This is a genomic window from Dickeya sp. Secpp 1600 (assembly GCF_003049805.1).
Taxonomy (GTDB): Bacteria; Pseudomonadota; Gammaproteobacteria; order Enterobacterales; family Enterobacteriaceae; genus Dickeya; species Dickeya fangzhongdai.
This window is the reverse complement of record NZ_CP023484.1, coordinates 652,821-673,300: the sequence shown is the minus strand read 5'-3', so window position 1 is coordinate 673,300 and position 20,480 is coordinate 652,821. Positions and strand designations below refer to the sequence as shown.

22 protein-coding genes and 2 tRNA genes are annotated in these 20,480 nt (G+C 53.6%); 7 read left to right on the top strand and 17 right to left on the bottom strand.

Annotation, left to right across the window (positions count from 1 at the left end; translation table 11 throughout):
- Nucleotide 1 precedes the first annotated feature (1 nt).
- The 8 genes from rimP to rlmE all read right to left on the bottom strand — a co-directional run bounded on the left by rimP (nucleotide 2) and on the right by rlmE (nucleotide 6,501).
- The gene (rimP, locus tag CPA59_RS03175; protein WP_013316320.1) at nucleotides 2-454 is read right to left on the bottom strand and encodes a ribosome maturation factor RimP; all 453 of its coding nucleotides are present in this window, start codon (nucleotides 452-454) and stop codon (nucleotides 2-4) included.
- Between the two features lie 218 nt (nucleotides 455-672).
- A tRNA-Met gene (locus CPA59_RS03170) sits at nucleotides 673-749 on the bottom strand.
- Nucleotides 750-808: 59 nt separating this feature from the next.
- Nucleotides 809-895 (bottom strand) — tRNA-Leu (locus tag CPA59_RS03165).
- 55 nt (nucleotides 896-950) lie between these two features.
- Nucleotides 951-1,286 carry a preprotein translocase subunit SecG gene (gene secG / locus CPA59_RS03160; RefSeq protein WP_038662423.1) on the bottom strand — a complete coding sequence of 112 codons (336 nt, stop codon included), beginning with the start codon at nucleotides 1,284-1,286 and terminating at the stop codon, nucleotides 951-953.
- Between the two features lie 299 nt (nucleotides 1,287-1,585).
- The gene (gene glmM, locus CPA59_RS03155; protein WP_100848916.1) at nucleotides 1,586-2,923 is read right to left on the bottom strand and encodes a phosphoglucosamine mutase; all 1,338 of its coding nucleotides are present in this window, start codon (nucleotides 2,921-2,923) and stop codon (nucleotides 1,586-1,588) included.
- Nucleotides 2,924-2,931: 8 nt separating this feature from the next.
- Nucleotides 2,932-3,765 carry a dihydropteroate synthase gene (gene folP, locus CPA59_RS03150; RefSeq protein WP_107758687.1) on the bottom strand — a complete coding sequence of 278 codons (834 nt, stop codon included), beginning with the start codon at nucleotides 3,763-3,765 and terminating at the stop codon, nucleotides 2,932-2,934.
- A 106-nt stretch (nucleotides 3,766-3,871) separates the two neighbouring features.
- A complete protein-coding gene (ftsH, locus tag CPA59_RS03145; RefSeq protein WP_071605151.1) occupies nucleotides 3,872-5,824 on the bottom strand; it encodes an ATP-dependent zinc metalloprotease FtsH in 1,953 nt (650 codons plus the stop codon).
- 47 nt (nucleotides 5,825-5,871) lie between these two features.
- Nucleotides 5,872-6,501: a 23S rRNA (uridine(2552)-2'-O)-methyltransferase RlmE gene (gene rlmE / locus CPA59_RS03140; RefSeq protein ID WP_038917805.1), complete on the bottom strand. Its 630-nt coding sequence runs from the start codon at nucleotides 6,499-6,501 to the stop codon at nucleotides 5,872-5,874.
- Nucleotides 6,502-6,659: 158 nt separating this feature from the next.
- Between rlmE and yhbY the strand changes: the two genes are divergently transcribed.
- Nucleotides 6,660-6,953, top strand: coding sequence for a ribosome assembly RNA-binding protein YhbY (yhbY, locus tag CPA59_RS03135; protein ID WP_013316313.1), 294 nt, complete (start codon nucleotides 6,660-6,662; stop codon nucleotides 6,951-6,953).
- Between the two features lie 125 nt (nucleotides 6,954-7,078).
- Here the strand turns inward: yhbY and greA are convergent, their stop codons facing one another.
- Nucleotides 7,079-7,555 carry a transcription elongation factor GreA gene (gene greA / locus CPA59_RS03130; RefSeq protein ID WP_019843796.1) on the bottom strand — a complete coding sequence of 159 codons (477 nt, stop codon included), beginning with the start codon at nucleotides 7,553-7,555 and terminating at the stop codon, nucleotides 7,079-7,081.
- A gap of 216 nt (nucleotides 7,556-7,771) precedes the next feature.
- Between greA and dacB the strand changes: the two genes are divergently transcribed.
- Entirely contained in the window at nucleotides 7,772-9,205 is a 1,434-nt protein-coding gene (dacB, locus tag CPA59_RS03125; protein WP_107758686.1) for a serine-type D-Ala-D-Ala carboxypeptidase, read from the top strand.
- 105 nt (nucleotides 9,206-9,310) lie between these two features.
- Here the strand turns inward: dacB and cgtA are convergent, their stop codons facing one another.
- The 4 genes from cgtA to rplU form a co-directional block, all read right to left on the bottom strand.
- Nucleotides 9,311-10,486, bottom strand: coding sequence for an Obg family GTPase CgtA (gene cgtA / locus CPA59_RS03120; protein WP_107758685.1), 1,176 nt, complete (start codon nucleotides 10,484-10,486; stop codon nucleotides 9,311-9,313).
- 266 nt (nucleotides 10,487-10,752) lie between these two features.
- Complete coding sequence (locus CPA59_RS03115; protein ID WP_049854587.1) at nucleotides 10,753-11,697, bottom strand: DMT family transporter; 945 nt, start codon at nucleotides 11,695-11,697, stop codon at nucleotides 10,753-10,755.
- A 121-nt stretch (nucleotides 11,698-11,818) separates the two neighbouring features.
- Nucleotides 11,819-12,076, bottom strand: coding sequence for a 50S ribosomal protein L27 (rpmA, locus tag CPA59_RS03110; RefSeq protein ID WP_022632116.1), 258 nt, complete (start codon nucleotides 12,074-12,076; stop codon nucleotides 11,819-11,821).
- Nucleotides 12,077-12,095: 19 nt separating this feature from the next.
- Nucleotides 12,096-12,407 carry a 50S ribosomal protein L21 gene (gene rplU, locus CPA59_RS03105; RefSeq protein ID WP_016943772.1) on the bottom strand — a complete coding sequence of 104 codons (312 nt, stop codon included), beginning with the start codon at nucleotides 12,405-12,407 and terminating at the stop codon, nucleotides 12,096-12,098.
- A 260-nt stretch (nucleotides 12,408-12,667) separates the two neighbouring features.
- On the opposite strand from rplU, the gene ispB reads away from it, so the two are divergent.
- Nucleotides 12,668-13,639, top strand: a complete 972-nt coding sequence (gene ispB / locus CPA59_RS03100) for an octaprenyl diphosphate synthase (protein ID WP_038662450.1) — start codon at nucleotides 12,668-12,670, stop codon at nucleotides 13,637-13,639.
- Between the two features lies 1 nt (nucleotide 13,640).
- Here ispB and CPA59_RS03095 read toward each other — a convergent pair whose 3' ends face one another.
- A complete protein-coding gene (locus tag CPA59_RS03095; protein ID WP_038920789.1) occupies nucleotides 13,641-14,015 on the bottom strand; it encodes a DNA-binding protein in 375 nt (124 codons plus the stop codon).
- Nucleotides 14,016-14,241: 226 nt separating this feature from the next.
- A complete protein-coding gene (locus tag CPA59_RS03090) occupies nucleotides 14,242-14,628 on the bottom strand; it encodes a DNA-binding protein (RefSeq protein WP_038917801.1) in 387 nt (128 codons plus the stop codon).
- A 188-nt stretch (nucleotides 14,629-14,816) separates the two neighbouring features.
- Between CPA59_RS03090 and CPA59_RS03085 the strand changes: the two genes are divergently transcribed.
- Nucleotides 14,817-15,098: a helix-turn-helix transcriptional regulator gene (locus CPA59_RS03085; RefSeq protein WP_013316304.1), complete on the top strand. Its 282-nt coding sequence runs from the start codon at nucleotides 14,817-14,819 to the stop codon at nucleotides 15,096-15,098.
- A 70-nt stretch (nucleotides 15,099-15,168) separates the two neighbouring features.
- Here the strand turns inward: CPA59_RS03085 and mdh are convergent, their stop codons facing one another.
- The gene (gene mdh, locus CPA59_RS03080; RefSeq protein WP_038662455.1) at nucleotides 15,169-16,110 is read right to left on the bottom strand and encodes a malate dehydrogenase; all 942 of its coding nucleotides are present in this window, start codon (nucleotides 16,108-16,110) and stop codon (nucleotides 15,169-15,171) included.
- A gap of 490 nt (nucleotides 16,111-16,600) precedes the next feature.
- Between mdh and argR the strand changes: the two genes are divergently transcribed.
- Entirely contained in the window at nucleotides 16,601-17,071 is a 471-nt protein-coding gene (argR, locus tag CPA59_RS03075) for a transcriptional regulator ArgR (protein ID WP_013316302.1), read from the top strand.
- A gap of 45 nt (nucleotides 17,072-17,116) precedes the next feature.
- Here argR and tsaD read toward each other — a convergent pair whose 3' ends face one another.
- Complete coding sequence (gene tsaD / locus CPA59_RS03070; protein ID WP_049854588.1) at nucleotides 17,117-18,130, bottom strand: tRNA (adenosine(37)-N6)-threonylcarbamoyltransferase complex transferase subunit TsaD; 1,014 nt, start codon at nucleotides 18,128-18,130, stop codon at nucleotides 17,117-17,119.
- A 246-nt stretch (nucleotides 18,131-18,376) separates the two neighbouring features.
- Between tsaD and rpsU the strand changes: the two genes are divergently transcribed.
- The gene (rpsU, locus tag CPA59_RS03065) at nucleotides 18,377-18,592 is read left to right on the top strand and encodes a 30S ribosomal protein S21 (RefSeq protein ID WP_001144069.1); all 216 of its coding nucleotides are present in this window, start codon (nucleotides 18,377-18,379) and stop codon (nucleotides 18,590-18,592) included.
- A 127-nt stretch (nucleotides 18,593-18,719) separates the two neighbouring features.
- Nucleotides 18,720-20,474 carry a DNA primase gene (dnaG, locus tag CPA59_RS03060; protein WP_107758684.1) on the top strand — a complete coding sequence of 585 codons (1,755 nt, stop codon included), beginning with the start codon at nucleotides 18,720-18,722 and terminating at the stop codon, nucleotides 20,472-20,474.
- The last annotated feature ends 6 nt before the right edge of the window (nucleotides 20,475-20,480 follow it).

The window sequence follows — 20,480 nt, the reverse complement described above, 5'->3', positions numbered from 1 at the left end:
TTTAAAAGTGGGGTACCAGGTTCGCCTTCTGGATATTGCTCAGCGCGAACACTTCATCTTTGCCTTCCACTGTTACGGTGATCATCTCGCCTTCAACGGATTTGATGATGCCCTGCCACTTACGGCGATTCTGCACCGCCATGCGCAGCACCAGGCTAACTTCTTCACCCGCGAAACGCTCGTAATGCGCAGCGGTAAAGAGCGGCCGTTCCAGGCCCGGCGACGACACTTCCAGGTTATAGGCAACGGATATGGGATCCTCAACATCCAGTACCGCACTGACCTGGTGGCTAACATCAGCACAATCATCAACAGTGATGCCATCTTCACTATCAATATAGATTCGCAGTGTCGACTGGCGTCCCCGAATGAACTCAATGCCTACCAGCTCATAGCCCAGGGCTTCAACAGGTGCCGAAATCATCTCTGTTAACTTTTGTTCTAATGTGGACAAGCCCACCCCCAAGACATAAAAAAAGGGCTTAATAGCCCAGTAATTCTGCTGTCAGATAACAAAAAACCCCGATATATCGGGGCTTTGTGCAACTGGACCCTATTTACCGCAAACTACTGCGGCATAACTACCATCAAGTATTCTTTCAGAATTCACCGTAGATAATGCGCTTGATGCAATACAGTTTATTTGAAAAAAAACTTTTCTGGGAAGTTAAGTGGTTGCGGGGGCCGGATTTGAACCGACGACCTTCGGGTTATGAGCCCGACGAGCTACCAAGCTGCTCCACCCCGCGTCCGAAAACGTGGCAAATACTACGCTGACAACCGCAAAAATGCAAGTTATCTATAGGATTGGTACCGAGGACGGGACTTGAACCCGTAAGCCCAATCGGGCACTACCACCTCAAGGTAGCGTGTCTACCAATTCCACCACCTCGGCATCACAATTGCTTTTTATCATCAGCGGCGTTTACCCGCCGATGAAACGCCCGCGATTATTTAGGAATATCGCTTGACGGTGCAGTCGGTGCTTTTGACTGCTCTGCTTTTTCGGGCGCAGCTGGCTGACTCAGGTTTTCCCACTCGCTGCCTTTCTTGCTGTGGTCGGAACTCATGTTCCCCAGAATCAGGCTGAGTACGAAAAACAGCGTGGCAAACAGCGCCGTCATTCGGGTCATAAAATTGCCGGATCCGCTCGAACCAAACAAGGTAGCGGAAGCCCCTGCTCCGAACGACGCTCCCATATCAGCACCTTTACCTTGTTGCAGCATGATAAGACCAACCAGGCCAATCGCCACAATCAGGAAAATTACCAGAAGAGCTTCGTACATAGTCGTACCTGTTATTTATCCCCACCACCTGGTGAGGCATCGCTAATTCTTGCGGCTTACCCGCGACTACCCGCCAGGAGAGGTAACTCCCCTATAAAGCGGGTCTGAATACTAACTAAAGCATCGGGTGTACGCAAGGGTAATTTGGCGCCAACCCACTGATTGAGGAAAAAACCAGCGGCCGAAAAAGAAAGACCGGAAAATACTGGCTAGCCGACTGATTACATAGGCATTCACGCTATCACGCCGTGTGACAGGCATTCGCAGCCTGCCACCACCGTCGGCGCATTATTCTGCCCTTAGCCGGCCGCTTTTACCGCATCGGCAATGCGATTTGCCATCTGCGTCACCGTCGCTTCGTCTTCCCCTTCCACCATGACCCGGATCAAGGGCTCTGTACCGGACTTACGCAGTAATACCCGGCCACGACCGGCCAATTGCTCTTCCACCGATTGCGTGGCCTGCTTCACCAGCTCGCTTTCCAGCGGATCTCCTTCTCCGGAGAAGTGCACATTGACCAGTATTTGCGGAAAGAGCTTCATGCCGCTGCACAGGTCATGCAGGCTCATATGGTTGCGGACCATGGCAGTCAGTACCTGTAAGCCTGCGATAACGCCATCACCGGTAGTGGTTTTATCCAACAGGATAACGTGGCCGGAGTTTTCAGCGCCCAGACGCCAGCCTTTCGACTGCATCAACTCCAGCACGTAGCGGTCTCCCACCTTGGCACGAGCAAACGGGACGCCTAACTGTTTTAGCGCCAGCTCCAGTCCCATGTTGCTCATCAATGTACCGACCGCACCACCGCGCAATTGCCCCTGACGCAGCGCTTCGCGCGCGATAATGTACAGGATCTGATCGCCATCGACTTTGTTGCCCTGGTGATCAACCATAATCAGGCGATCGCCATCACCATCAAACGCCAGACCGACATCCGCTTTTTCAGACAGCACCCGCGCCTGCAATTGCGTGACGTCAGTAGCTCCGCACTGTTCATTGATGTTCATGCCATCGGGTTCACAACCAATGGCAATCACCCGTGCGCCTAACTCACGCAGCACGCTGGGCGCAATGTGGTAGGTAGCGCCATTGGCGCAATCCACCACGATTTTAAGTCCGCTGAGGCTCAGTTCACTGGGAAACGTGCCTTTACAAAATTCGATATAGCGCCCGGCAGCATCAACGATACGGTTCGCCTTGCCCAATTCGGCGGATTCGACGCAGGTCAATGGTTTTTCCATTTCTGCTTCGATCGCCTCCTCCACTTCGTCCGGCAACTTGGTGCCGTCAATCGAAAAGAACTTGATACCGTTGTCGTAGTAGGGGTTATGTGACGCCGAAATCACGATCCCGGCTTCAGCACGAAAGGTACGGGTCAGATAAGCCACCGCCGGGGTTGGCATAGGTCCGGTGAACGATGCGGACAAGCCAGCCGCCGCCAGCCCGGCCTCAAGCGCAGACTCCAGCATGTAGCCGGAAATACGGGTATCTTTGCCAATAATAATTTTTCTGGAACCATGACGCGCCAGAACTTTGCCGGCAGCCCATCCCAGCTTCAATACAAAATCAGGCGTAATCGGCAGATCGCCCACCTTGCCCCGAATACCGTCAGTGCCAAAATATTTGCGGCTACTCATAATTGTTGTTATTCCTTCGCTGATAGAGTTGCTTCGACTACACGTATTGCATCCACCGTCGCTTTCACATCATGGACACGGATAATATGGGCACCCTTCATCGCGGCAATAACCGCCGCTGCTACACTGCCATAAACCCGTTCAAGCGGCGGAACACCCAGCAATTGCCCAATCATGGTTTTTCTGGACATACCAACCAGCAACGGCAAACCGAAGCGATGTAATTCTTCCAGGTTCCCCAGCAACCGATAATTATGCTGCAGATTCTTGCCGAAGCCGAACCCAGGATCCAGCAATAACTGGTCGCGCGGAATACCGGCGGCGACACAACGGGCAATATGATGCTCAAAAAACGCCGAAACCTCACCTACCACATCGTCATAATGCGGCGTGTGTTGCATGGTTCTCGGCAATCCCTGCATATGCATCAGGCACACAGGAAGACCTGTTGCCGCCGCCGCCTCCAGCGCACCCGGCTCTCTAAGCGCCCGAATATCGTTGATAAGGTGTGCGCCGGCCTGCGCACAGGCGGTAATCACTTCAGGCTTGGACGTATCCACCGAAATCCAGGTTTCAAAGCGTTGCGCCAGCGCTTCCACCACCGGCACAACCCGCTCCAACTCTTCATCGGTACTGACTTCGTCTGCGCCCGGTCGGGTAGACTCGCCCCCCACATCAATGAAATTGGCGCCAGCAGAAATCATCTGCTCGGCATGGATCAAAGCCGTGTTCAGCGTGTTGTGTTTACCGCCGTCGGAGAAGGAATCCGGGGTGACATTCAAGATCCCCATAACCTGGGGACAGGAGAGATCCAGCGTCAATCCACGAGCGTTCAGTTTCATGTTTTGCTTCTCAAATTCGTCTAGCCAGCATGCCCTACCGGAGTAAAAAACCCCGGCAAGCCGGGGTTGGAGGGAAGCTGTGGCCCGCCAGGGGGCCGTCATACCATTACTTGTCGTTCAAAGGCCCGGACATGGTATTGCCCGGTGTCGGCGCATGAGGTTCATCCGCCGGCGTCGGCGCCTTAGGAGCCCCGCCATTGTCAGACGACGAAGAGTTATTGCCCGAAGTCGGTTCTTCCCAGCCGGCTGGCGGGCGAACGTCTTTACGCGACATCAGATCATCGATTTGCGGCGCATCGATAGTCTCATACTTCATCAGCGCGTCCTTCATCGAATGCAGAATGTCCATATTGGCCATCAGCAATTCGCGGGCACGCTGATAGTTACGCTCGATCAATGCCTTAACTTCCTGATCGATGATACGCGCCGTTTCATCCGACATATGCTTGGCTTTGGCTACAGAACGACCGAGGAACACTTCGCCTTCTTCTTCCGCATACAGCAAAGGCCCCAGCTTTTCCGAAAAGCCCCATTGCGTCACCATGTTGCGGGCGATGGACGTCGCCACTTTGATGTCGTTGGAAGCGCCGGTAGAAACATGCTCGGATCCGTAGATGATTTCTTCAGCCAGACGGCCGCCGTACAGCGTGGAAATCTGGCTTTCCAGTTTCTGACGGCTGGCGCTGATCGCATCACCCTCAGGCAGGAAGAAAGTCACACCCAGAGCACGACCGCGCGGGATAATCGTCACTTTGTGCACCGGATCGTGCTCCGGCACCAGACGGCCGATAATCGCATGACCCGCTTCGTGATAGGCGGTGGATTCTTTCTGCGCTTCGGTCATCACCATAGAGCGGCGTTCCGCCCCCATCATGATTTTGTCCTTGGCCTTCTCGAATTCCACCATCGAAACCACGCGACGGTTGCCGCGAGCCGCAAACAACGCAGCTTCGTTCACCAGGTTAGCCAAATCCGCACCGGAAAAGCCCGGCGTACCACGTGCGATAACGGAAGCGTCAATATCCGGCGACAGCGGTACGCGGCGCATATGGACTTTCAGAATCTGTTCACGGCCACGGACATCCGGCAAGCCAACCACCACCTGACGGTCAAAACGACCGGGACGCAGCAACGCCGGGTCCAGCACGTCGGGACGGTTAGTCGCGGCGATAACGATGATGCCTTCGTTGCCTTCAAAACCATCCATCTCAACCAGCATCTGGTTCAGCGTCTGCTCGCGTTCGTCATGACCACCGCCCAGACCCGCGCCACGCTGGCGGCCCACGGCGTCGATTTCATCAATAAAGATGATGCAGGGTGCAGCTTTCTTGGCCTGCTCGAACATGTCACGCACGCGAGAAGCACCGACGCCCACAAACATTTCTACGAAGTCGGAACCGGAAATGGTGAAAAACGGCACTTTCGCTTCACCGGCGATGGCTTTCGCCAGCAAGGTTTTACCGGTCCCCGGCGGGCCGACCATCAGCACGCCTTTCGGAATTTTACCGCCCAGTTTCTGAAAGCGGCTCGGCTCGCGCAGGTACTCCACCAGCTCGGCAACTTCTTCTTTGGCTTCATCACAGCCCGCCACATCGGCGAACGTGGTTTTAATCTGATCTTCCGTCAGCATCCGTGCCTTGCTTTTACCAAAAGACATGGCACCTTTGCCGCCTCCGCCCTGCATCTGGCGCATGAAGAAAATCCAGACACCAATCAGCAACAGCATCGGGAACCAGGAAATGAAGATAGAAGCCAGCAGGCTCGGTTCTTCCGGCGGTTCGCCAACCACTTTCACATTTTTGGTCAGAAGGTTATCCAGCAGTTTAGGATCGTTGACAGGGATGTACGTGGTGTAGCGGCTGCTGTCTTTTTTGACAACATTGATCTCGCGCCCGTTGATACGCGCTTCACGGACCTGATCCTGATTCACTTCAGTCAAAAAGGTTGAATAATCCACCCTACGGCCATTCGACTCGCTGGGCCCAAAGCTCTGGAATACGGACATCAGCACTACCGCGATGACCAACCAGAGAATCAGGTTTTTCGCCATGTCACTCAAGGGATTAACCTCATATTACAACTGTGTTAAAAAATAGCGTCAGGGTACTACAGTTTACGACCTGTCGCTACAATGTACACCTCACGGGACCGGGCTCGCGAGGCATCTGGCTTACGAATCTTCACCGTCGTAAACAGGGAGCGAATCTCACGCAGATACTCATCGAAGCCCACTCCCTGAAATACTTTCACTACGAAACTGCCACCGGGCGCTAATATATCCCGACACATGTCCAGCGCAAGTTCAACCAGATACATGGCGCGGGGAATATCCACCGCCGGAGTACCGCTCATGTTCGGGGCCATGTCGGACATCACCACCTGAACCTTCTCGTCTCCAACCCGCTCCAGCAGGGTTTTGAGCACTAATTCATCACGGAAATCCCCTTGAAGGAAATCGACTCCAACAATAGGATCCATCGGTAAAAGATCGCACGCGATAATGCGCCCTTTTCCACCAATCTGACTGACAACATACTGGCACCATCCGCCTGGCGCTGCGCCAAGATCCACCACGGTCATGCCGGGTTTGAACAGCCGGTCAGTCTGCTGTATCTCATCAAGTTTAAACCAAGCGCGCGAGCGAAGCCCTTTTTTCTGCGCCTGCTGTACATATTTGTCGCTAAAGTGTTCCTGCAACCAGCGGGTGGAACTTGCAGAACGCTTTTTGTTAGCCATCGATTTTCCAACTATGATTTTTTCTAACTAGTGTTAATTAAGTGCCAGCGGCGGGCAAAACGTCTCAACGACAGCCAATCTGTATAGCCGGATTGGTGATAATCATGAGATGGCGGTAGAATGGCCCGTTTTCAATCCCAACCTAAGCAAAAAAGACAATGAATCTGAGTAACAAACAAAAACAGCACCTGAAAGGCCTGGCTCACCCGTTGAAGCCGGTCGTCATGCTGGGCAACAACGGCCTCACTGAAGGTGTGCTGGCTGAAATCGAGCAGGCTTTGGAACATCACGAACTGATCAAGGTGAAAATCGCCGCTGAGGATCGTGAAACCAAGGGCCTGATTGTCGATGCCATTCTGCGCGAAACCGGCGCCAGTAATGTCCAGGTCATCGGCCACACTCTGGTACTCTATCGTGCGTCAAAAGAACGCAAGATTGTGTTGCCCCGTTAACATTTTCGGTTCAGGTTACCCTGTTTCCCGGCAAGGTTCCATGACCCGCTGGTGAGAAAAAAGGCCGATATCGGCCTTTTTCCTTTCTTTACAATCGAGGCTGGCGCCTTGCCAGTCAATAGGAATCAGAGATATTCCACCTTCAGGATTTCGTACTCCACGACCCCGCCCGGCGTGCTGATCGTCACCACGTCATCCTCTTCTTTGCCTATTAACCCCCGCGCAATCGGCGAGTTGACAGAAATGAGGTTCTGTTTGAAGTCGGCTTCGTCGTCACCCACGATACGGTAGGTCTGCTCTTCTTCGGTATCCAGGTTCATCACGGTTACCGTAGCGCCAAAAATCACGCGACCGTTCGCCGCCATCTTGGTGACGTCGATAACCTGGGCGTTAGACAGTTTGGCTTCAATTTCCTGAATCCGACCTTCACAGAATCCCTGCTGCTCGCGAGCGGCATGGTATTCTGCGTTTTCTTTCAAATCACCGTGCTCACGCGCCTCGGCAATCGCCGCAATAATTTCGGGCCGGCGTACTGACTTCAGGAAGTCCAGCTCCTCGCGTAACTTTTCAGCACCACGCAACGTCATCGGAAATTGTTTCATATCGTCACTACCTCTAAAAAATCCGTACGGCTCACGTTACCGTCATCCTGACAATTTAAACAAAAATAGCCTCGCCCGGAACATTCCTTCCAGGCCAGACGCGTTTTTGCATTTTGATACGCATTTTACCCCAGAGTTCCACCAGGGTCATCGTTTACTTTATCCCTTGATGCGCCGTAGTATGACCACCACGTTACCCTGTACTTAATTGAGATTATGCGTTTTTTATCGATTCTGACCGGTTTTGCCTGCGCAGTTGCCCTACAGGCCAACGCCGCCCCCATTGACGAGTACACCAAATATCTGCCCGATGGGGCCAATCTGGCGCTGGTGGTGCAAAAAGTCGGAGCATCTACCCCGGCTGTCGATTATCACAGTCAGCAGATGGCGCTGCCCGCCAGTACGCAGAAAGTCATCACCGCGCTGGCTGCGCTGTTGCAACTGGGGCCGGATTACCGTTTCATCACCACGATGGAAAGCAAAGGCACGCTCGCCAACGGGGTATTACGCGGCAATCTGGTGGTGCGCTTCAGCGGCGATCCATCGCTGAAACGACAGCAACTCCGTAACATGGTACAGGAACTCAAGAAACGGGGAATTCGAGAAATCAGCGGTGACGTCCTGATCGATACGTCCGTATTCGCCAGCCACGACAAGGCGCCCGGCTGGCCCTGGAATGATATGACTCAGTGTTTCAGCGCGCCGCCCGCTGCCGCGATTGTCGACAAAAACTGTTTTTCCATCTCGCTCTACAGCGCCCCCAAGGCAGGCGATAACGCATTTATCCGCGTCGCGTCCTATTATCCGGTGCAAATGTTCAGTGAAGTTCGCACCCTGGCGAAAGGCTCCCCAGACGCTCAGTATTGCGAGTTGGATGTAGTGCCGGGTGAACTCAACCGCTTTACCGTTACTGGCTGCCTGACGCAGCGCGCCGAACCGTTGCCGCTGGCGTTCGCCATACAGGACGGCGCCAGCTACGCCGGCGCGATCGTGAAAGACGAACTGCAACAGGCGGACATCCGCATCGCCGGCAGCCTGCGCCGGCAATCGCTGCCTGGCGCTCCCGGCACCGTACTGGCGCAAACCGAGTCGGAGCCGTTGCACGAATTGTTGACCACCATGCTGAAAAAATCGGACAACATGATTGCCGATACCGTATTTCGCACCATCGGGCATGAGCGTTTCAAGGTTCCCGGAACCTGGCGCGCCGGCGCTGACGCCGTTCGCCAGATCCTGCGTCAGAAAGCCGGAATCGACCTGGGCAACACCATCATCGTTGACGGCTCAGGGTTGTCCAGACATAACCTGATCGCGCCGGCAACCATGATGCAGGTGCTGCAGTATATTGCTCAACACGATAACGAATTGAATTACATCAAGATGCTGCCGCTGGCGGGCTATGACGGGACATTACGCTATCGTGCCGGCCTGCATGAAGCCGGGCTTGATGGCAAAGTCTCGGCCAAAACCGGCGCGTTGCAAGGGGTGTACAACCTGGCGGGCTTTATCACCACCGCCAGCGGCCAGCGAATGGCCTTCGTACAGTATCTCTCCGGTTACGCGGTTCCACCGGAAGATCAAAAAGAACGCCGCATTCCGCTGGTTCGCTTCGAAAGCCGCGTTTACAAAGATATATACCAGAACAATTAACTGACTGATAAAAAATTCCCTTATCTGCCTGGCAGATAAGGGAAACATACACAACTAACAAGCAAATTTTTCTTTTCGACCACTGCCTAGATGGCCTGGTGGCGATTAATGCTGGTAAATAATTTCAACGCCTTCGTCGTCATCTTCATCCCAGTCGTCATCCCACTCCTCTTCAGCTTCCGCCTTGGCGGCTTCCAACTGTTCGCGGTGGTAATCATCCCACATGAAGTCGACTTTCTCAGGCGCCTTGTTCTCTGCTTCGGCCAGCGCTTTCGGCTGAGTATTGAGGAAATTCATCACATCCCAGCACAGGGCATTTACCCCTTCCCGGTTGGCTGCGGAAATCAGGTAATATTTACCTTCCCAGCCAAGTGCGGTCGCGATCTCTTTCGCGCGTTTTTCCGCCTCGCCTTTCTCCAGCAGATCAACCTTGTTGAACACCAGCCAGCGCGGTTTTTCCGCCAGAGACGCGCTGTACTGCTGCAATTCATTAACGATCACTTTGGCATTTTCGATCGGATCGGATTCATCGATCGGCGCCAGATCGATCAGATGCAGCAACACGCGGCAGCGCTCCAGATGCTTCAGGAAACGGATCCCCAGCCCAGCGCCTTCGGACGCGCCTTCGATAAGACCGGGGATGTCTGCCACCACGAAGCTCTTCTCGCTGTCCATGCGCACCACGCCCAGGCTCGGCACCAGCGTGGTAAACGGATAATCCGCCACCTTCGGCTTAGCGGCCGACACTGCGCGAATAAACGTTGATTTCCCGGCATTCGGCAAACCCAGCATACCGACATCCGCCAGCAGCAACAGCTCCAGCATCAACTCACGCTCTTCGCCCGGCGTACCGTTGGTTTTCTGTCGCGGCGCACGGTTGACGGAGGATTTGAAGCGGGAATTACCCAGCCCGTGCCATCCGCCTTTGGCGACCATCAGTTTCTGCTGATTACGGGTCATATCACCCAGTACTTCACCCGTGCTTTTATCCAGCACGCGCGTACCGACGGGGACCTTGATGGTGATGTCTTTGCCACGCTTGCCGGTGCAGTCACGGCTCTGACCATTCTGGCCGCGTTCCGCACGGAAGCTTTTCTCAAAGCGGTAGTCAATCAGGGTATTAAGGTTTTCATCCGCCAGCAGGTAGACATCGCCGCCGTCGCCGCCGTCGCCGCCGTCAGGCCCGCCATTGGGAATATATTTTTCACGACGGAAGCTGACACAGCCATTGCCACCGTCACCCGCCACCACCAGAATGGTGGCTTCATCTACAAACTTCATGAACTGTCTCCGCAAAAAACCAATAGAGAATGACCGACGCGTTTGAATAATTTATTGGTTCTCTTTGGCTCAACGAATTGGGTTGATGACAGATAACCGCAGTATGTCACCTGCCACTGAAAAACCGACGCATCAGAACCGTTCCGATAAAAGGGCGCTGATTGTACCTGCTTGGCGAAAGGATTTCACCTGTATTAAAAATAATCAGCCCTGATTCGCTTCGCCACCCTTTGTTCAGAGTATCCGCGCGGCCTGTTCCTACCTCATCAAACCCTAGGACGCTTGTCGCGTTTTAATGCGATCAGACGATGCCCAATCGCAGAGAACATCGCGCCGGTCACCACGACAAAGGCGCCGATATACCCCAGCAGATTGAGTGCCGGCGCGGCAAATACCGAAGGCCAGGCCAATGACAATAAATCCGAAAAAAACAGCGTAAACAACGGCGTCAGCGTAATGATGGTACTCACCTGAGCGGCCTGCCAGCGCGCCATAGCCTCAGCCAGCGCCCCGTATCCCACCAGAGTATTCGCGCCGCAAAACAGCAGACAGGCCAATTGCCAGCCAGTCAGTTGGAAAATCCCCCCCGGTTTTGCCAACGGGGTGATAAACAGTACACAGAGCGTATACAGCAGAAAAAGCAGCTGTTGCGAAGTCAGACGACGCAGTAACACCTTTTGTGCCACGCCATAGGCCACCCATACCGTGGAAGCCGCTACCCCCAGCAATATCCCGAAGGTGTAATCCGTCAGTCGGGTAAAAAGCTCCACCAGACTATTGTTGAAAAACATCAATAATCCGCAAATCAGTACCCCAGCGCCGATGATTTGATTCACGCGCATCTTTTCCTTGAGGATCACAACGCTGGCAACCATCAACCCCACCGTCGACAACTGCCCGATCACCTGCGACGCCGTAGGGCTCAGATATTGCAAAGATGAGCTGAACAGCACGAAATTGCCCAGCAACCCGCCGGTGGCTATCAACAGCAGAATCCACCAACGCTGATGATCAAATACCCGCGGCGTCGGCAATTTGCCTTTGCTGTACAGGAAAATCCACAGCCCGACGGAGGCGATCAAAAAGCGGTACCAGACGATGGTATAAGGCTCCATCGCTACCAGAACCTGTTTCATCGCGATTGGCAGCGCTCCCCAGCATATGGCGGTAGTCAGCGCCAGACAAAACCCGATGACAGCATTCTGTTTCATCACATCACCTGTTCTTTTTATCGATTTCTGTATTATGCCGCGTATCTGTATTGTGCCGCGCAAATGTAAAAAGCCCTGCAACAAGTTGCAGGGCTTTATTATTCAACCTGATACCGAAAAATTACTCAGCGACGATGCTGATATATTTACGGCTGTTCGGGCCTTTAACTTCGAATTTGACTTTACCGTCAGACAGAGCAAACAGGGTGTGGTCTTTACCGCAGCCTACGTTGCTGCCTGCGTGGAACTTGGTGCCACGCTGACGAACGATGATGCTGCCAGCCAGAACTGATTCACCGCCGAAGCGTTTTACGCCAAGACGTTTGCTTTCTGAGTCGCGGCCGTTACGAGTAGAACCGCCAGCTTTTTTGTGTGCCATTAATCCGCTCTCCTAAAACTTAAGCGCTGATGCCGGTGATTTTCACGTCAGTGAACCACTGACGGTGGCCAGCCTGCTTACGGTAGTGTTTACGGCGACGAAACTTAACGATTTTAACTTTCTCGCCACGGCCGTGAGCAACGACTTCAGCCTTGATTTTGCCGCCGTCGACGAAAGGAACGCCGATTTTGACATCTTCACCATTGGCAACCATCAGAACCTGGTCAAACTCAACAGCTTCACCGGTTGCGATGTCCAGCTTTTCCAAGCGAACGGTCTGGCCTTCGCTTACTCGGTGTTGTTTACCACCACTTTGGAAAACCGCGTACATATAAAACTCCGCTTTCCGCGTGCTTCTTTGAATGATGTGAAGCGCGCTATAAATATTCACAATAGGGCGCGAATTCTACGCAAAAAACCCACTGATGACAAGCGCAGAATCAATCAATGTGAAGAAAAAGGATACAACCCATGAACTGCCGTTTATCTGCGCCGTTTTTCAAGTACAATCAGGCCTAACGTTCCCCTTTTCAGTGCCGACACCATCAGCATTTTCACGGCAGAAACAGAAGCAATCAGCTGGCAGAAACAATGAACTTAGAGCAAATCACAGCGTTAAGCGCACAGGATATGGCCGCCGTCAACCAGACCATACTGGATCAGCTCAACTCCGACGTTGTCCTGATCAATCAGTTAGGAAATTACATCATCAGCGGCGGCGGCAAGCGTATCCGGCCTATGATTGCGGTATTAACCGCCAGGGCGCTGAACTACCAGGGTGACAAACACATTACCGTTGCCGCGCTGATTGAATTCATCCATACCGCCACTCTCCTTCACGACGATGTGGTCGACGAATCCGATATGCGTCGGGGAAAAGCTACGGCAAATGCCGCGTTCGGCAATGCCGCCAGTGTGCTGGTAGGCGACTTCATTTATACCCGCGCTTTTCAGATGATGACCAGCCTGGCTTCGTTGCGCGTCATGTCGGTGATGTCCGACGCCGTCAACGTCATCGCAGAAGGCGAAGTGCTCCAGCTCATGAACTGCAACGATCCGGACATTACCGAAGACAGTTACATGCGGGTGATTTACAGCAAAACGGCCCGGTTGTTCGAGGCGGCGGCGCAGTCATCCGCCATTTTGTCGGGCGCCAGCAGCGAGCAGGAACAGGCCTTACAGGACTACGGCCGTTACCTCGGCACCGCCTTCCAACTGATTGACGATTTGCTCGATTACAGCGCCGACGGCAAAACGCTGGGGAAAAATACCGGCGACGACTTGAATGAAGGCAAGCCCACGTTGCCGTTGCTGCATGCCATGCATCACGGCAACGAAGAGCAGCGCGCCATGATCCGCCAGGCGATCGAAGAAGGTAATGGGCGCCATTTGCTGGAGCCCGTGCTGGCGGCCATGCAATCCTGCGGCTCTCTGGCTTACACCCGACAGAGAGCCGAAGAAGAAGCCGACAAAGCTATTACCGCTATTCAATGCCTGCCTGCCAGTGATTTTCGCACGGCGCTTGAAGGCCTGGCTCATCTCGCGGTACAACGCGACTTCTGAGTCATTCTTCCTTAATTTTGTACTCCTGCGGCCCGTTTTCCAGGCGGGCCAGCATTCCCATCGCCCCTTCGCGCAGAATATGTCCAATCAGCCGGGTACGTTCTTCCACGGAAAGCTGGTGGTAAATCTGTATCCAGGTGTGTTCCTGAACAGTCGCCGATTTCCCGACGTAGTCGGGCGGGGTTTCCTGCATGAGGCTGGTTTTCACCTCCTCCGGCAAGCTCCAGACAGCGTATTCGACGCCCTTACCCTGAACACCTTTGCGACGCCGTTTCTCCCAGCCATGTTCCTTGGCTCTTTTATTGAGCCCCTGGCGAGACTTCGGCAACCCTGCCACGCCTAACAATTCATTAGTGGTAAACCATGCCTTTTCCATCATCCTTCTCCCTTTCATCTCGTTCCTGATACGAATACGCAATTAGATGACTAAAACAGCAATTACGTTTCCATATAATAGACTAATTTTATTCAAACCACTAATGCAATAGTGTTAAAGGTAGCATTAATCGCGATCAGGAAAGTTCCACAGAGAGAAATCAGGTGAGGATAAAGAGGGGAGAAAGCCATTCCGCAATACAGAAAATCGGGAATGGCTGAGTCACTTAATCAGAAAAATCTTTTATCAAAGTCGCGCTTGCCGGATTGGCAAGACCCAGCTGTTTCAGCGTGGCAGACACGCCTTCGCGCATGATATACGCAATCAGTTTTTCCCGTTCCGGGACAGATAACTGATGGTAAATCTGGATCCAGACTGACAGCATGTCTGACGGCTTTGCCGAATATTCACCTGACGTTTCCTGCATCAGCAGTGTTTGCTGAACAGACTGAGGCAAGCTATGGATAGAATATTCTACCCCTCGTCCTTGTACACCTTTACGGCGACGCTTTTCCCAACCATCTTCTCGGGCTCGCTTATTCAATCCTTGCCGTGATTTAGGGAGTCCGCCAATACCAACCAATTCGCTGGTCGCAAACCACTCTTTTTTCATGTCCTTTTCATCCCGATAGAGATACTCGTTACCTATTCAGATCCATTTGGAAATTAATTTGGAAATATTAAGGAAATTGGTGCTATATTATTTCCAAATAATGGCTTTTGGTTAGCGAAACCATTCACCATGAGCCGTTAGTTATACCATTAATACGCTGTCGTCTTAATAGCAATAAGGGAAGGATTATGAATTCAAGGAAAAATGACTGGCATCCCGCCGATATTATTGCGGCACTGAGAAAGAAAGGGACAACGCTCGCGGCCGTATCACGAGCCGCCGGGTTGAGTTCTTCCACACTGGCCAATGCTTTATCCCGCCCATGGCCGAAGGGCGAATGGTTAATAGCCGACGCGCTGGGTATTCACCCATCGGAAATATGGCCCAGTCGCTATTACGATCCTGAAACACAAGAACTACTCGACCGCAAAAAACTGATCCGTCCGCCGTCTGATCCGCAATCCGAATAATGCTTCCGGAAAAAAGAAAGGCCGGAGAATAGACTCCGGCCTTATCAACAGTATGTTCACACAAAGGTGATTATTTCTTGTTAACGAACTCTTCGCCCAGCGCGATATCCTGCTTCAGGGTATCCAGCATGCTAACCAGAGCCTGTTGTTCAAACGCGCTCAGCGCACCGATGTCTTTACGCTCGGCAATGCCGTTTTTGCCCAGCAACAGCGGTTGAGCAAAGAAACGAGCGTGTTTGCCATCGCCTTCCACATAAGCGCACTCAACCACGCCGCTTTCACCCTGCAGAGCGCGAACCAGAGACAGACCAAAGCGTGCGGCTGCCTGACCCATAGACAGGGTTGCTGACCCGCCGCCGGCTTTCGCTTCCACAACTTCGGTGCCCGCATTCTGAATACGTTTGGTCAGATCGGCCACTTCCTGCTCGGTGAAGCTCACGCCCGGAATCTGGGACAACAACGGCAGGATGGTGACGCCGGAGTGGCCGCCGATAACCGGCACGTCGATGGCCTGCGGCTGTTTGCCTTTCAGTTCGGCAACGAAAGTGCTGGAACGGATAATGTCCAGCGTCGTGACGCCAAACAGTTTGTCTTTGTCATACACGCCGGCCTGCTTCAGCACTTCGGCGGCAATCGCCACCGTGGTATTGACCGGGTTGGTGATAACGCCGATACAGGCTTTAGGGCAGGTACGGGCAATCTGCGAAACCAGGTTACGCACAATCCCTGCGTTCACATTAAACAGGTCGGAACGATCCATCCCCGGCTTACGGGCCACCCCGGCAGACATCAGCACAACATCTGCGCCTTCCAGAGCAGGAGTAGCATCTTCACCGCTGAAACCTTTGATTTTCACATCGGTGGGAATGTGGCTCAGATCGACAGCTACACCCGGCGTAACGGGGGCGATATCATAAAGAGAGAGCTCTGAACCTGAAGGAAGCTGGGTTTTGAGGAGAAGGGCAAGGGCTTGACCAATACCACCTGCGGCTCCGAGAACTGCAACTTTCATCCTAAACTCCTTATTATGTTAAGTAAAATTACCGTGGATGCGTTTAGTTAAAAACGTTTATGCTCGCGAGAGAAGCCAGGCGTCAGACCTGTTTTCAGAAGGACACTACATAGGTCCGCAGCGATAAATAGGCACGCAGCGATAACGCACTATGTGATTAATAATAAACTAACAATCTGCCTGATATCTGAAAGGTAATTAAAGTAACAGGCAATTGTAGTATGCCCCGGCATAAGCCCACGACTGATTAACGGGTGTGTTACATTACACCGACCATCAGCCTCCAAACAACATCATTTTGATAACATTTATTTTACTTTTATGTGATGAAGAGCACATTTTTTGACACCCTGGTAAAGTATTGCCCCACCGCCCACTAAGTCCGCTGTCTCAGGCCAATAATCCGGTTTTATACGCGCTCATATTGCATAAAAATTCATTCAAATGCATAATGGCCGCATGTTCCACTTTTTCCCGGACACGGTGCAGAATGCGTAACTCCACTAAACAAGAAGATCTGGTTAAGGCGTTCAAAGCGCTGTTAAAAGAAGAGAAATTCAGTTCGCAAAGCGAAATTGTGCAGGCGCTGCAGGACGATGGGTTCGAGAACATCAACCAGTCCAAGGTATCCCGCATGCTGACCAAGTTTGGCGCGGTGCGTACCCGCAACGCGAAGATGGAAATGGTTTACTGTCTGCCTGCCGAACTGGGTGTTCCCACCACCACCAGCCCGCTAAAAAACCTGGTGCTGGACGTGGATTACAACGACGCGGTGGTCGTGATTCACACCAGCCCTGGCGCAGCCCAGCTGATCGCCCGCCTGCTGGACTCGCTGGGCAAATCGGAAGGGATTCTCGGCACCATCGCCGGCGACGATACCATTTTCACCACCCCAGCCCGGGGCTTCAGCGTCAAGCAACTGTATGAAGCAATACTGGTATTGTTTGAACAGGAACTGTAATGCTTCTCCGCCCCGCTATGCGTTTGGGGCGGAATAGCCGGAAAATCACAGCGCAGGCAATTCAGCCAGCGGCCAACGCGGCCGAACCGTGATGCCAAGCTCATCCGTCACGCCCTGGGCAAGACGAACCGCTCCGGCATAAGCAATCATCGCGCCGTTGTCGGTACAGAATTCAGGGCGGGCATAGAACACGTCGCCGCCTCGTTTCGCCATGATGTCCGCCAGCCGCTGGCGCAATGTCCGGTTGGCGCTCACGCCGCCGGCCATCACCAGCCGGCTGAACCCTGTCTCATCAAGCGCACGCCGGCATTTGATGGCCAACGTATCCACCACCGCATCTTCAAACGCCCGCGCGATATCCGCCTGCGTCTGCGGATCGCTGCCGTTTTCACGGATAGTATTGGCGGCGAAAGTCTTCAGCCCGGAGAAACTAAAATCCAGACCGGGTCGATCGGTCATCGGCCGGGGAAAAACAAAACGGTCGGAATGCCCGCCTTGCGCCATTTTCGACAGCAACGGCCCGCCGGGATAATCCAGCCCCAGCAGCTTGGCGGTTTTGTCGAACGCCTCGCCAGCCGCATCGTCAATGGACTCACCCAGCAACCGGTATTCGCCAATGCCGGTAACGCTGATCAACTGGGTATGGCCGCCGGACACCAGCAGCGCGACAAACGGAAACGCCGGCGGATTATCTTCCAGCATCGGCGCCAGCAAGTGACCTTCCATGTGATGCACCGGAATGGCCGGCACATCCCAGGCAAACGCCAGCGAGCGCCCTACCGTCGCCCCGACCAGCAGCGCCCCAACCAGACCAGGGCCGGCCGTGTAAGCGACGCCATCGATATCTCTATGCTGTAGCCCGGCGTCTTTCAACGCCGCCTGAATCAACGGCACGGTCTTGCGAACATGATCGCGGGAGGCCAACTCAGGCACCACGCCGCCATAATCGGCATGCAACTTCACCTGGCTGTAAAGCTGATTCGCCAGTAGCCCGGCCTGCGTGTCATAAATCGCGACCCCGGTTTCATCGCAGGATGTTTCAATACCCAATACGCGCATTGCTGTTTTCACTCTCGTTTACATTTACGGCGGCGGTTACATTTACGGCGGCCCGCCACGGCTGCTTGATTCAGGCGGGACATAGTCTATCATAAGCCAGTCCACTGACGAGCGAACCGGCGCCGCGCGTTTTATGATCGCTGATGCACTTTACAAACGCGCCACAGTTGCAGTAGAATTCCGCACCATTTTGAAAAGGCTGGCACAAGGCCAGCAGCAAACCGAATTTACTGAGGTGAGAGGCACATGCCGGTAATTAAAGTACGTGAAAACGAGCCGTTCGACGTCGCTCTGCGTCGTTTCAAGCGTTCCTGCGAAAAAGCAGGTGTTTTGGCTGAAGTTCGTCGTCGTGAGTTCTATGAAAAACCGACTACCGAACGTAAGCGCGCTAAAGCTTCTGCTGTGAAACGTCACGCCAAGAAGCTGGCTCGAGAAAACGCACGCCGCACTCGTCTGTATTAATTTTCTGGAGGGTTATCCTCCACCGCGTGATTAATCCGCAGACTTAGCAGTTGCATACGAAGGCCGTGCTTTCCGAAAGGAATGCGCGGCTTATTGTCGTTTATAAACGTATATAGATAAGGGGCTTATGGCTGGACGTATTCCCCGCGTATTTATTAATGACCTGCTGGCCCGCACCGACATCGTTGACCTGATCGATGCGCGCGTCAAACTGAAAAAGCAGGGCAAGAATTATCACGCGTGTTGCCCGTTCCACCACGAGAAAACCCCTTCGTTCACCGTTAACGGTGACAAGCAGTTCTACCATTGCTTCGGCTGCGGCGCCCACGGCAACGCGATTGATTTCCTGATGAATTATGATCGTCTGGAATTTGTTGAAAGCATTGAAGAACTGGCTGCAATGCACGGCCTGGAAGTTCCTTACGAAGCAGGCACCGGTCCGAGCCAGCTCGAACGCCACCAGCGGCAAAGTTTATACGAGCTGATGGAACAATTAAGCGCTTTTTACCAACATACCCTGAACCAACCTGCGGGTACGCCGGCCAGAGAGTATCTGTCCAGACGCGGCCTGAGTGATGAGGTGATCCGGCAATTCGCCATCGGATGTACGCCGCCAGGGTGGGACAATGCGTTAAAACGTTTCGGCCGCAGCAGCGAAAACCGGACCACGTTGACCGACGCCGGCATGCTGGTGACCAACGATAATGGCCGTACTTACGACCGTTTCCGCGATCGGGTGATGTTCCCAATCCGCGACAAACGTGGGCGGGTTATCGCTTTTGGCGGTCGGGTGATGGGCGATGCTATGCCCAAGTACCTGAACTCGCCGGAAACCGAGATTTTTCACAAAGGCCGCCAGCTGTACGGCTTGTACGAAGCGCAACAGAAAAATCCGGAATTGAAGCGGTTGTTGGTAGTCGAAGGCTATATGGATGTGGTCGCGCTGGCCCAGTTTGGCATCGATTACGCGGTGGCCTCGCTAGGAACATCAACGACGGCGGACCATATCCAGTTGTTGTTTCGCGCCACCGATCAGGTGGTGTGCTGTTACGATGGCGACCGCGCCGGACGCGACGCCGCCTGGCGCGCGCTGGAAACCGCGCTACCCTATCTGGATGACGGTCGGCAGTTGCGCTTTATGTTCCTGCCCGACGGCGAAGACCCGGATACGCTGGTGCGTCAGGAAGGCAAGGCTGCTTTCGAGCAACGTATCGAACAGGCGATGCCGCTGTCGGCGTTTTTGTTCGACTCGCTGCTGCTGCAGGTGGACATGAGCACCCCGGACGGGCGCGCCAAGCTCAGTACGCTGGCCCTACCTCTAATTGGGCAGGTACCGGGCGAAACGTTGCGATTATACTTACGTCAACAACTTGGCAATAAACTGGGGCTGTTGGACGACAGCCAGCTGGACCGCCTGCTGCCGAAAGCGGCGGAGCAAACATCGTCCTACCAGCCTCCACGGCTAAAAGTCACAACTATGCGTATACTGATAGGACTTTTAGTACAAAATCCGAGGTTGTCCGCCGAGGTGCCGGAACTGGCGCTGGAAGGGGTGGAAGAGAACAAAGTTGCAGGGCTGGAGCTGTTTCTGGATCTGGTGAAAACCTGCAATGAAAGCCCAGGTATGAACATGGGACTGCTGCTGGAAAAATATCGCGAAAGTAAATATCGCAAGCAGCTTGAAACCCTGGCCGCCTGGGACCATATGATTGAAGAGGAAGAGCTCGAAGAAAAATTCAGGGTCAGCCTGGCCGAGCTCTACGACCAGTTGCTGCAGTTGCGGATGGACACGCTAATCGCCCGCGAGAGAACGCATGGGCTGAGCACGAACGAGCGCAAGGAACTGTGGTCGCTGCAACTGGCGCTGACGCGAAAAAACTGATTTCCC

Excerpts from the sequence above, each read along its gene's own strand:
- secG (WP_038662423.1), bottom strand. The coding sequence starts at position 1,286 with ATGTACGAAGCTCTTCTGGTAATTTTCCTGATTGTGGCGATTGGCCTG.
- glmM (WP_100848916.1), bottom strand. The coding sequence starts at position 2,923 with ATGAGTAGCCGCAAATATTTTGGCACTGACGGTATTCGGGGCAAGGTG.
- folP (WP_107758687.1), bottom strand. The coding sequence starts at position 3,765 with ATGAAACTGAACGCTCGTGGATTGACGCTGGATCTCTCCTGTCCCCAG.
- rlmE (WP_038917805.1), bottom strand. The coding sequence starts at position 6,501 with ATGGCTAACAAAAAGCGTTCTGCAAGTTCCACCCGCTGGTTGCAGGAA.
- yhbY (WP_013316313.1), top strand. The coding sequence starts at position 6,660 with ATGAATCTGAGTAACAAACAAAAACAGCACCTGAAAGGCCTGGCTCAC.
- greA (WP_019843796.1), bottom strand. The coding sequence starts at position 7,555 with ATGAAACAATTTCCGATGACGTTGCGTGGTGCTGAAAAGTTACGCGAG.
- dacB (WP_107758686.1), top strand. The coding sequence starts at position 7,772 with ATGCGTTTTTTATCGATTCTGACCGGTTTTGCCTGCGCAGTTGCCCTA.
- cgtA (WP_107758685.1), bottom strand. The coding sequence starts at position 10,486 with ATGAAGTTTGTAGATGAAGCCACCATTCTGGTGGTGGCGGGTGACGGT.
- CPA59_RS03115 (WP_049854587.1), bottom strand. The coding sequence starts at position 11,697 with ATGAAACAGAATGCTGTCATCGGGTTTTGTCTGGCGCTGACTACCGCC.
- rpmA (WP_022632116.1), bottom strand. The coding sequence starts at position 12,076 with ATGGCACACAAAAAAGCTGGCGGTTCTACTCGTAACGGCCGCGACTCA.
- rplU (WP_016943772.1), bottom strand. The coding sequence starts at position 12,407 with ATGTACGCGGTTTTCCAAAGTGGTGGTAAACAACACCGAGTAAGCGAA.
- ispB (WP_038662450.1), top strand. The coding sequence starts at position 12,668 with ATGAACTTAGAGCAAATCACAGCGTTAAGCGCACAGGATATGGCCGCC.
- CPA59_RS03095 (WP_038920789.1), bottom strand. The coding sequence starts at position 14,015 with ATGGAAAAGGCATGGTTTACCACTAATGAATTGTTAGGCGTGGCAGGG.
- CPA59_RS03090 (WP_038917801.1), bottom strand. The coding sequence starts at position 14,628 with ATGAAAAAAGAGTGGTTTGCGACCAGCGAATTGGTTGGTATTGGCGGA.
- CPA59_RS03085 (WP_013316304.1), top strand. The coding sequence starts at position 14,817 with ATGAATTCAAGGAAAAATGACTGGCATCCCGCCGATATTATTGCGGCA.
- mdh (WP_038662455.1), bottom strand. The coding sequence starts at position 16,110 with ATGAAAGTTGCAGTTCTCGGAGCCGCAGGTGGTATTGGTCAAGCCCTT.
- argR (WP_013316302.1), top strand. The coding sequence starts at position 16,601 with ATGCGTAACTCCACTAAACAAGAAGATCTGGTTAAGGCGTTCAAAGCG.
- tsaD (WP_049854588.1), bottom strand. The coding sequence starts at position 18,130 with ATGCGCGTATTGGGTATTGAAACATCCTGCGATGAAACCGGGGTCGCG.
- rpsU (WP_001144069.1), top strand. The coding sequence starts at position 18,377 with ATGCCGGTAATTAAAGTACGTGAAAACGAGCCGTTCGACGTCGCTCTG.
- dnaG (WP_107758684.1), top strand. The coding sequence starts at position 18,720 with ATGGCTGGACGTATTCCCCGCGTATTTATTAATGACCTGCTGGCCCGC.